The 9,435-nt window shown below is 70.7% G+C and carries 8 protein-coding genes and 1 pseudogene; 4 read left to right on the top strand and 5 right to left on the bottom strand.

The annotated features are described in order from the left end of the window. The 5 genes and pseudogenes from U9980_RS08350 to U9980_RS08330 form a co-directional block, all read right to left on the bottom strand. Window positions 1-135 (bottom strand): annotated as a pseudogene (locus tag U9980_RS08350) (3-oxoadipate enol-lactonase); the annotation flags it as partial. A 197-nt stretch (window positions 136-332) separates the two neighbouring features. Next, complete coding sequence (locus tag U9980_RS08345; RefSeq protein ID WP_322767408.1) at window positions 333-1,175, bottom strand: FAD:protein FMN transferase; 843 nt, start codon at window positions 1,173-1,175, stop codon at window positions 333-335. Between the two features lie 20 nt (window positions 1,176-1,195). Further along, window positions 1,196-1,708, bottom strand: a complete 513-nt coding sequence (locus U9980_RS08340; RefSeq protein WP_322767407.1) for an FMN-binding protein — start codon at window positions 1,706-1,708, stop codon at window positions 1,196-1,198. Window positions 1,709-1,810: 102 nt separating this feature from the next. After that, on the bottom strand, window positions 1,811-3,136 hold the full coding sequence (locus tag U9980_RS08335; RefSeq protein ID WP_322767406.1) for a ferredoxin reductase family protein: 1,326 nt from the start codon (window positions 3,134-3,136) through the stop codon (window positions 1,811-1,813). Between the two features lie 324 nt (window positions 3,137-3,460). Beyond that, window positions 3,461-5,434: a bis-aminopropyl spermidine synthase family protein gene (locus U9980_RS08330; RefSeq protein ID WP_322767405.1), complete on the bottom strand. Its 1,974-nt coding sequence runs from the start codon at window positions 5,432-5,434 to the stop codon at window positions 3,461-3,463. Window positions 5,435-5,629: 195 nt separating this feature from the next. Here U9980_RS08330 and hisD point away from each other — a divergent pair, with 195 nt between their 5' ends. The 4 genes from hisD to hisH form a co-directional block, all read left to right on the top strand. Continuing rightward, window positions 5,630-6,925 (top strand): histidinol dehydrogenase, encoded by a 1,296-nt coding sequence (hisD, locus tag U9980_RS08325; RefSeq protein ID WP_322767404.1) that lies wholly within the window; start codon window positions 5,630-5,632, stop codon window positions 6,923-6,925. Window positions 6,926-6,951: 26 nt separating this feature from the next. After that, window positions 6,952-8,142, top strand: a complete 1,191-nt coding sequence (locus U9980_RS08320; RefSeq protein ID WP_322767409.1) for a histidinol-phosphate transaminase — start codon at window positions 6,952-6,954, stop codon at window positions 8,140-8,142. Between the two features lie 105 nt (window positions 8,143-8,247). Continuing rightward, the gene (hisB, locus tag U9980_RS08315; protein WP_322767403.1) at window positions 8,248-8,835 is read left to right on the top strand and encodes an imidazoleglycerol-phosphate dehydratase HisB; all 588 of its coding nucleotides are present in this window, start codon (window positions 8,248-8,250) and stop codon (window positions 8,833-8,835) included. After that, the coding region (hisH, locus tag U9980_RS08310; protein WP_322767402.1) for an imidazole glycerol phosphate synthase subunit HisH at window positions 8,832-9,435 on the top strand (604 nt) is incomplete at its 3' end. The genes hisB and hisH, both read left to right, overlap by 4 nt.

Here is a 9,435-nt window from a genome sequence, read left to right as displayed (position 1 = left end):
GGCCGGGACGACGTCCGCGGCGGTGCCGCCATGCCCTGGCAGGTCGAACCGGAGCACCCGGTGGCGACGGGCGAGCATCGGGACGAGCTCGTCCCAGACATGCAGCGTGGTGCCCAGCGACGGGCCGAGCAGCATCGGCGGGCCGGACGTCGGACCGTCGGCGCGGTGGTGCAGGCGGGCGGAGCTGCTGGTCACGGATTCTCCCGGATGCATGGATCAGCGCCGCAGTGGGCGTTCACCGCGGGCGCCACCGTGGTTGCCGACCGCCTCGGCCTTTGCCGGACGGTCGGCCGTCATCGGATACTCGGGTTCTATCAGGTGTTCGTGGTTTGTCAGGTGTTCGAGGCTACTCGGTCGCGGCGGCCGAACCCGGGCGTGCTTCGGTGGGTGCCGTCCGCGGTGACCACCAGCGCTTCGGTCCGGTCCAGGCTCGTGAGCCACGCCAGCGCATCGGCGCCACGGGCAAACGCGGCGGTCGCGTACACGTCCGCCCACATCAGCGACGGGCCCGTCACAGTCACCGCCAACAGGTCCGAACCAGCCGGCCGGCCGGTCCTCGGGTTCACGATGTGCGCACCACGCGCCGCGCTGCCCGACGTCGCCACCCCACCGCAGCGGACGGGCAGGGTGGCGAGCACACGCAAGCTGTCGAGGGGGTCGCAGATTCCGACATTCCAGGCCGGGGCTACCGGGTCGTCCACATGAGCGGCGATGTCACCGCCGGCGCTCAGGTAGTGGTCGTGGCCGTCGATCGCCGCCAATCTCGCCGCGGCACGCTCGACCGCCCAGCCCTTGACCAGGCCGGACGGGTCGAACCAGCGGCGGCCTGCCCCTGCCCCTGCCCCTGCCCCGGCCTCTGCCACCACTGCGCCGGCATCAGGCGCAGGCAACTGTGCGCTGAAGTAGCCGTCGGTGCGTTCGGTGGCGTCGGCGCAGAGGTCCGCGACCTCCTGGACGAGACGGTCGCAGCCGCTCAGCGCCAGCTCGCCCCGGTTCAACATCATGATCTCGCTGTCGGCGCGGTAGGTACTGAACAGCGCGTCGACCATCCGCAGCTCAGCGAAGACCTCCGCGACAATGCGTTCGACCCCGGGGTCGCCGTGCGCCCGCGGTCCCCGCAGGTGCAGGCTGACGGGCATCCCCATGATCTGTTCGATCCAGGCTCGGCGGGACATCGACCCCGCCACCCACGCCGTCATGACAGGTGCGCCGCGTCAATGGCGGACTGCAGCGAGCGGATGTAGCCGTCGCTGGTGACGGTCGCGCCGCTGACCACGTCGATCTTCGCGCTCTGGGAGGCGACGGTCTCGGAGTTGAGGACGGGGACGGCGACCCTGTTGATCTCAATGTCGCGTGGGTTGTGATCCGGTAGCTGCACGGTCTCGGCGCTGACGATCCGGCCGGCCGCGACGGTGATCCGTACCTGGACGACACCCCACTTGGTGTTGACCGCGGATCCGGTCGTAGCTGTCGATTCGCCGGATGTAGTCCCGGATGTAGTCCCGGATGTAGTCCCGGATGTAGTCCCGGAGGTGGTGCCCGAGGTGGTGCCGGCGGTGGACCCGGAGCCGCTGTCGGACGTCGTGGCGGAGTCGCCGGTACTGACCGCCGCGGCCGAGGCCTCGGTGACACCGGTGCTGGTCCGGTAGCTGAACAACAGTACGAGGCCCGCGACGGTCGAGGCGATGGCTACCACGATGCGGCGCATGTCGGAGTCCCTTCTGGGGCTGACGCGGTTGCGGTCGGGATGGTGCGGCCAGGGGAGAGGGGACGATCGTCCCGGCGGGTTCGGTGCTCCGCCGCAGGCTGGTCACCAGCTAAACCGTTCCATGTGCAACTGTTCTGACGGGACTCCGGCCAGCAGCGCCGCGTCCCGCACGGCGTCCATCCAGGCGTCGGGCCCACAGATGAACACATCGTGGTCGGCGATGTCAGGCACGATCTGCCGCAGCGCGTCGTCGTCCAGCAGGTGGGAGAAGCGTTCCGGCAGCCATGACGAGCGGTCCGGCGAACGATGCCCGGGCAGGTAGATGACGCGGATGCCGCGCATCGCGGCCAGCATGTCCAGTTCGTCCCGGAAGATCAGGTCTTCCTCGGTAGCGGCCCGGTAGATCAGCGTCGCCTCGCCGGGGGAGTAGTCGAGTTCCTCCAGCAGCGCCCGGATCGGGGTGACGCCGATGCCCGACGCCATCATCGTCACGCGGCGTCGTTGGCGGACGGCGCCGGTGAGCCGGCCGTAGGGACCCTCGATGTGTACCCGACTGCCGGGTCGCACGTTGGCGAGCGCGGCGCTGCCGTCACCGAGGTCCTTCACGGTGATCCGCAGCCAGCGCGGGTGTGCCGGCGCGGACAGCGAGTAGGGATGGCCACGGGACCAGCCGGGTCCGGACATGAACCGCCAGATGAAGAACTGCCCGGCACTCGCGCCCAGCCGTTCGATCGCCTGGCCGCGCAGGTGCAGAGACACCACGGCGGGTGCCTCGGCGACGACCCGATCAACGACGAGGCTGTGCCGCCAGGTGCGCAACGCCGGCAGGCCGAGACGGAAGACGATGACGGCGCCAGCCGCAGCCGCGTAGATCGTCCACCAGTACACCCTGGCCCACGGGGTCGAGGTGAAGTCCGCGCCGGTCCACAGCTCGTGTGGGATGGACAGGCCCACCCCGAGGTAGGCGTACAGGTGCAGCAGGTGCCAGGACTCGTAGCGCAACCGCCGTCGGGCCGCGCGCACCGAGGTCACGACGACCATCACCAGCATCGCGGACCCGGCCGTCGCCAGCAGCATGCCGGGGTAGTCGGTGATCAGGTCCCAGGTCTGCGCCACCAGGCCCGTCCGGGCCGCCGCCGCATAGCCCAAAATGATCAGCACGATGTGAGCGAGCATCAGGTTGAAGGAGGTGAATCCGACGAGACGATGACGTCGGGTGAGCTCATCCTGGCCGTAGCTGCGCTCCACCCAGGGAATCCGCGCCATCAGCAACACCTGGATGAGCAGCAGGTCCGCGGCGACCAAGCCGGTGAGCCGGCCGAGCCCGGTCAGTATGCCGCTGCTCCCGGTTAGGTCGCCGATACCCCCGTGCGCGAGCCACAGGGCCACGACGATGACCATGCTCGCAGCCGCGGACAGACCTGCCATGTCCCGCCACCACAGACGGGGCGCCTTCGGATGGACGGCGGACGGGGCCGGTGGCGTGGGTGGCTGTGTGTCGGTAGGCGGCTGTGTGTCGGTAGGCGGCTGTGCGTCCGGGGCGGCGCCGTCGGATGACCCCAGATATTCAGCTGGCCCCAGCATCGTCAAGCTCATGGGCTGCCCTCCGTGTCCGCGCTCGGCCATGCCGGCGCTCTGACATCGATGGTGGGCAACGGGACTTCAGCGATGCTGAACACAACCTGTGAGGTTGCTGGGTTCCTGGGCGCTCTTATCCCACCCGCCTGCCGGAGTTCACCCGCCTGCCGGAGTTCACCCGCCTGCCGGAGTTCGCGCGGCGGCGCTCGGGCGACCGACCTGGGCCGCGATCCGCGCGATCCGCGTGATCTGGTGGCGGGGTAGGTCCATCAGCGTTGCGGCGAGCAGGCCCGGATCGGCCACGGCTGCCTCGACGGCGGCTCGGGCGTCCTTCTTGCTCAGTGTGCAGCCGGCGCCCCGGGTCGGGTCTCGGGTCGTCGGGTCCTGGGTCGTCGGGTTCTGGGTCGTCGGGTTCTGGGTCGTCGGGTCTCGGGTCAGAGCCTCCGTCCAGACGTTGCCGACCTTTCCATGGGGCCGGTCGAACAGCCAGCGGACTATGCCTTCCCCCGTGCTCAGCGGGGCGGCCTCGATCGGGGCGGCCTCGAGCAGAGCCAGTCGATCATGGGGAAGTCGCCGCCAGCACAGGCGCCATTTCGGCGCGAACAGCGCGCCCAGCGCGTGAAAGCACTCGGGGTTCACCAGGTCGGCATGATCAACAGGGATGAGAGCGACGAGCCGGTCGGCGTTGACCGCGAGCAGCGTGCGGGCGAGCCACGGTCCCGGGTCGGCGCTCAGGTCGGCGGCCACCTGTACTCGTCTGCGTCCACTGAGCGACTTCGGCAGGCCGCCACGCAGTGCCGTGGCGAGCCGGACATGGGCGGGTCCCGCGGGGGAGGTGTCCGGGGCGCCGTCGCCGAGGAACACCAGCCGGCCACCGTCGAGGCCGACCGCGGCAGTGGCCAGCAGTTCCTGGGCGGCCGCGGGCGAGGGCCCCGCGTCCGCCGCGCTCTCCACCGCATGGCGGCCCCGGGTGTAGATCGCGGCGCGGCCCCGGGAACCTGGGGTCGCACCGGCCAGCTGCCGCCATGTCGTCGCGGTCGGCCGGCACACGTACAGGTCGCTGGTCGCGCCTACCGCCTCTGCGCCGTCGTAACCGTTGAAGTCCGCCATGATCGCCTCAACCGTGAGGTGAAGATCGCTGACGGCACGTTGCACCTTCCACCCGAGCGCCGGATGCAGGTCGCTGTGTCCGTAGGCGAGCAGCAGCCGCCCACGTCGGGTGTCGCGCAGGCCGGCCAGCCCCCGGTGCAGGAAGAGAGTCACGCCCTCGGGGGTGTACGGCGGATCGGTGAAGATCAGATCTGCCCAGGACTCGGTCACGGCCGGCAGCCCGAAACGCAGGTCGGCGAACAGGCAGCGGATGTCGAGACCCCTGTCCCGGGACTGGGCGTCGATGAACTCCAGCAGCCGCTCGTCGAGGTCGACGACGGTCACCGACAGTCCCGGCACGAGGATGCAGGCGGCCAGCGAGGTGAGATCATGATCGCCGATGCACAGCAGGTGTGCTCGGGTGAGATCGTAGGTGGAGTCCATCCACAACGCGCGCCGGGCCGCGGTCTCCCCGGTTGCCGGGACGTGGTCGAGGTCGATGCGCGACGGCGGTGCCGCGGCCACGAGATCGTCCATGGTGTCCACCAGCGCGCGGTGCGCGGTGAGGCGCGCCGCGAGCGGATCGCTGAGCGCGGTGCGTCCGAGCTCGTCGAAACCGAACCGGTCACGATACGCGGCCACCAGCTGCGGTGAAATCATGACAGCGCCGGCAGCGCCGCTGGATGTCGCCGTGCCGCTGGATGTCGCCGGGTCTTCGCGCAGCACTCCGGGGACTGCGGCCTCCGGGCGCGCGATCTGACGATCGTCGCGCGCCCTTTGGCCCTCTGGTGCTCCGGGGACTGCGGCCTCCGGGCGCGCGATCTGACGATCGTCGCGCGCCCTTTGGCCCTCTAGGTCACCGGTGAGGCAGGCGAGCACCTCTTCGACGGTACGGCGGGCCACGCCCGAGGCCCGGACGAGATCGCCGATGGTCCACGGCCGTTCGGTCAGCAGCGCGACGACCCGCCGAAGTGGGCGCGCCTGCGCCCCGTAGTCGGCGACGAGGTTCTCAAGCCGGTCGAAGGCCCGTCCGCTCTCCGTAGTGCCGTGGGCTGTCACTTTTCCGCCGTCACCTTCCCATCTTCACGTTTCTCTCCCACTGTCGCTTTCCCACCCTCCCAGGTACGCACGCGCTCGGGCACCAGCGCTGCCCCGTGACGCCGCGTCCCCAAGAGCGCCCCTGTTGCCGGGCGCTCTATCGCCGGTCGCACGAAGACCGGCGCGCCTCGTGCGGGTACGGATACTCTCGTCGTCGTGCTGAGAACGCTCGATCTGCGCGCGGGCCTGCCGTCGGCTCCAGCGCTGCGCGGGCTGCTGCCCCGCGCGGCGCTCGATGTCGAAGCCGCCCTCAACGCGGTCCGCCCCGTCTGTGCTGACGTGCGTGACCGCGGTGATGCGGCGGTCCTCGATGCGGGCGAGCGGTTCGACGGGGTCCGCCCGGCCGCGGTGCGGGTTGCGCCCGACGCGCTCACCGACGCGCTCGACCGGCTCGACCCGCGCGTCGGCGATGCGCTGACCGAGGCGATCCGCCGCTGCCGGCTCGTCCATCGTGCCCAGCGCCGCGAGTCGTTGACGATCGACGTCGCCGTGGGGACCCGGGTCACCGAGCGCTGGCTCCCGGTGGAGCGGGTGGGGTTGTACGTGCCGGGTGGGCGGGTCGCCTACCCGAGCAGCGTGGTGATGAACACGGTACCGGCGCAGGAGGCCGGCGTCGGTTCGATCGCACTGGCCTCGCCACCTCAGCTCGAATGCGGTGGACTTCCGCATCCGACGATTCTCGCAGCCTGCGCCATGTTGGGCGTGGACGAGGTCTATGCCGCCGGTGGTGCGCAGGCGATCGCGATGTTCGCACACGGCACGGCCAGTTGCCCGGCGGTGGACGTCGTGACGGGCCCCGGCAACATCTACGTGACCGCGGCAAAGCGCCTGCTGCGTGGGCTGGTCGGGGTGGACGCCGAAGCCGGCCCGACCGAGGTGGCGATCCTCGCCGACGACACCGCGGATCCCGCCCACGTCGCGGCTGATCTCATCGCGCAGGCCGAGCACGATCCGATGGCCGCCTGCATGCTGGTCACCGCGTCCACCGAGCTGGCCGACGCGGTCGAGATCGAGCTTGCCAAGCAGGTGCCGGCGACCCGCCACCGCGAGCGGGTGGAGGCCGCGCTGACCGGCCAGGGCGTGGTTGTACTGGTCGCCGACACCGACGCGGGTCTGGCGGTGGTGAACGCCTGGGCCGCGGAACACCTGGAGATCCAGACGGCGGACGCCGCCGCGGTCGCCGCCCGGGTCCGCAACGCCGGAGCGGTGTTCGTCGGGCCGTGGGCTCCGGTTTCGCTCGGTGACTACCTCGCCGGGTCCAACCATGTCCTGCCGACCGGCGGTACCGCCCGGCACAGCGGCGGACTTTCGGTATCGGCGTTCCAACGGCAGGTCCACGTGGTGGAGTGTGATCGGGACGCGCTCGTCCAGGTGGCTCCGCGGGTTGCCGCGCTCGGCGGAGCTGAAGATCTTATCGCCCACGTCGACGCGGTGGAGGTGCGCGTGCGATGACCGCCTATCCGGTTGCAGACCATCCGATGGCAGAGCCTGATCCCGTGGCCGGCCGGTCGTTGGCTGCGGGTCGGGTGCGCACGACGCGCCCGCTGACGCTTGACGAGTTGCCGTTGCGTGACGACCTACGCGGCCAGGTGCCCTACGGCGCCCCGCAGCTCGACGTTCCGGTGCTGCTCAACACCAACGAGAACCCGCACCCGCCGTCCGCCGGTCTGGTTGACGCCATGGGCAAGGCCGCGGCGCTCGCGGCCACCGAGGCCAACCGGTACCCCGACCGCCAGGCCGAGGCGCTTCGCGCGGACCTCGCCTACTACCTGACCTCGGACGCCGGTTTCGGGCTGCGGACCGATCAGGTGTGGGCGGCCAACGGGTCGAATGAGGTGCTCCAGCAGCTGTGCCAGGCCTTCGGTGGCCCCGGGCGGGTCGCGCTCGGATTCGAGCCCTCCTATTCGATGCACCGGCTCATCGCGATGGCGACCGCGACCGGCTGGGTCGGTGAGCCCCGCGAAGCCGACTTCACCCTCGCTCCGGCCGCGGTGGCGCAGGCGATCCGCCGGCATCGGCCGTCCCTGGTCTTCCTCACGTCACCGAACAACCCCACCGGCACCGCGCTGCCGACCGAGGTGGTGACCGCCGCGTGTGCGGCCGTCGGCGAGACGGGTACCGGCATGGTCGTCGTGGACGAGGCCTACGCGGAGTTCCGGCGGGCCGGGGTCCCCAGCGCGCTCACACTGCTGCCGGCAGCGCCGCGGCTGGTGGTGACACGGACGATGAGCAAGGCGTTCGCGCTCGCCGGCGCCCGGGTCGGGTACCTCGCCGCGCAGCCGGCTGTCATCGACGCATTGCAGCTGGTGCGGCTGCCCTACCATCTGTCGACCTTCACCCAGGCGGTCGCGCGTACGGCGCTCGCGCATGCCGACGAGCTGCTCGGCACCGTCGAGGCGGTGAAGGCGCAACGGGACCGGATCGTGACCGAGCTGACCGGGCTCGGTTGCGCGGTGGCTCCCAGCGACGCGAACTTCGTGCTGTTCGGACGGTTCCCCGATCAGCGCGGCGTGTGGCAGGCACTGCTCGACGCGGGCGTCCTCGTCCGGGATGTCGGCCTGCCCGGCTGGTTGCGGGTCACCGCCGGGCTACCCGGTGAGATCGACGCATTCCTCGCCGCCACCCGCGTCCTGCTGGCCGACCCTGCTATGACACCGACCCTGCTATGACACCGACCCTGCTATGACACCGACCCTGCTCGATTACCTCGGCGCGGTCATGACGCCGGCGTGTTCCGATCTTCAGCCGCCGGATTCCGGGAAGGAATGACGACCATGGGCCGCACCGCTCGGATCGAACGCAAGACCTTGGAATCACATGTCGTCGTCGAGCTGGACCTCGACGGCACCGGCGTGGCGTCGTCGTTCACCGACGTCCCGTTCTTTGACCACATGGTCAGCCAGCTCGGCAAGCACGGCGGCTTCGACCTGACCGTGCGCACCCGCGGCGACCTGCACATCGACGCCCACCACACGGTCGAGGACACCTCGATCGCGTTCGGTGAGGCGCTGCGCGAGGCACTCGGCGACAAGACCGGGATCCGGCGGTTCGGTGACGCGCTGGTGCCGCTGGACGAAGCGTTGGTGCAGGCGGCGGTGGACCTCTCCGGCCGGCCGTACTGCGTGGTCATCGAGCCGGAGTTGATCGAGCTCATCGGCACCTACGACACGACGCTGACCCGCCACGTGTTCGAGTCGATAGCGGCGTCCGCGCGGATCGCGTTGCACGTGCGGGTGGTGTCGGGCCGCAACGCCCACCACGTGGTCGAGGCACAGTTCAAGGCGGTGGCACGGGCGCTGCGGGACGCGGTCGCGCTCGACGGGCGGGTGGCGGGTGTGCCGTCCACCAAAGGTGTGCTGTGACCGGTCCGCGGGTGGTCGTCCTGGACTACGGATCGGGGAACCTGCGCAGTGCGCAGCGGGCACTCGCCCGGATCGGCGCAGCCGTGACGGTGAGCGCAGACCCGGCCGCAGGCGGGGCCGCGGACGGGCTCGTGGTGCCCGGGGTGGGTGCCTTTGCCGCATGTATGGCCGGGATCGCCGCGGTCGGTGGGGCGGCCGTCATCCGCGGACGGATCGCCCGCGGGCAGCCGGTTCTCGGGATCTGCGTGGGCATGCAGGTCCTCTACGACCTGGGGGATGAGCACGGGGTGCGGACTCCCGGCCTCGGCGTGCTCACGGGGGAGGTTCGGCGTCTGGACGCGCCGATCCTTCCGCACATGGGGTGGAACACGGTGGCCCCACCGCCCGACACGGTGCTGTTCGACGGGCTGCCGGCGGACACGCGGTTCTACTTCGTCCACTCGTATGCGGCCAAGGCGGAGCCCGGGGACACCGTGGCCGAGCACGGTGAGCCTTTTGCCGCCGCCGTGGAGCGAGGTCCCCTGTGCGCCACCCAGTTTCATCCGGAGAAGTCCGGCGATGCCGGTATCCACCTGCTCGCCAACTGGCTACGCACGCTGA

Origin of the sequence: Protofrankia sp. Cr1 (assembly GCF_963555865.1) — a bacterium.
Taxonomy (GTDB): Bacteria; Actinomycetota; Actinomycetes; order Frankiales; family Frankiaceae; genus Protofrankia.
Note: the sequence above shows the minus strand (reverse complement) of the source record. Positions and strands in the feature narration are given on the sequence as shown.

Coding starts and splice junctions, on each gene's coding strand:
- hisB (WP_322767403.1), top strand. CDS start 8,248: ATGGGCCGCACCGCTCGGATCGAACGCAAGACCTTGGAATCACATGTC.
- U9980_RS08340 (WP_322767407.1), bottom strand. CDS start 1,708: ATGCGCCGCATCGTGGTAGCCATCGCCTCGACCGTCGCGGGCCTCGTA.
- U9980_RS08335 (WP_322767406.1), bottom strand. CDS start 3,136: ATGGCAGGTCTGTCCGCGGCTGCGAGCATGGTCATCGTCGTGGCCCTG.
- U9980_RS08345 (WP_322767408.1), bottom strand. CDS start 1,175: ATGTCCCGCCGAGCCTGGATCGAACAGATCATGGGGATGCCCGTCAGC.
- U9980_RS08320 (WP_322767409.1), top strand. CDS start 6,952: ATGGCAGAGCCTGATCCCGTGGCCGGCCGGTCGTTGGCTGCGGGTCGG.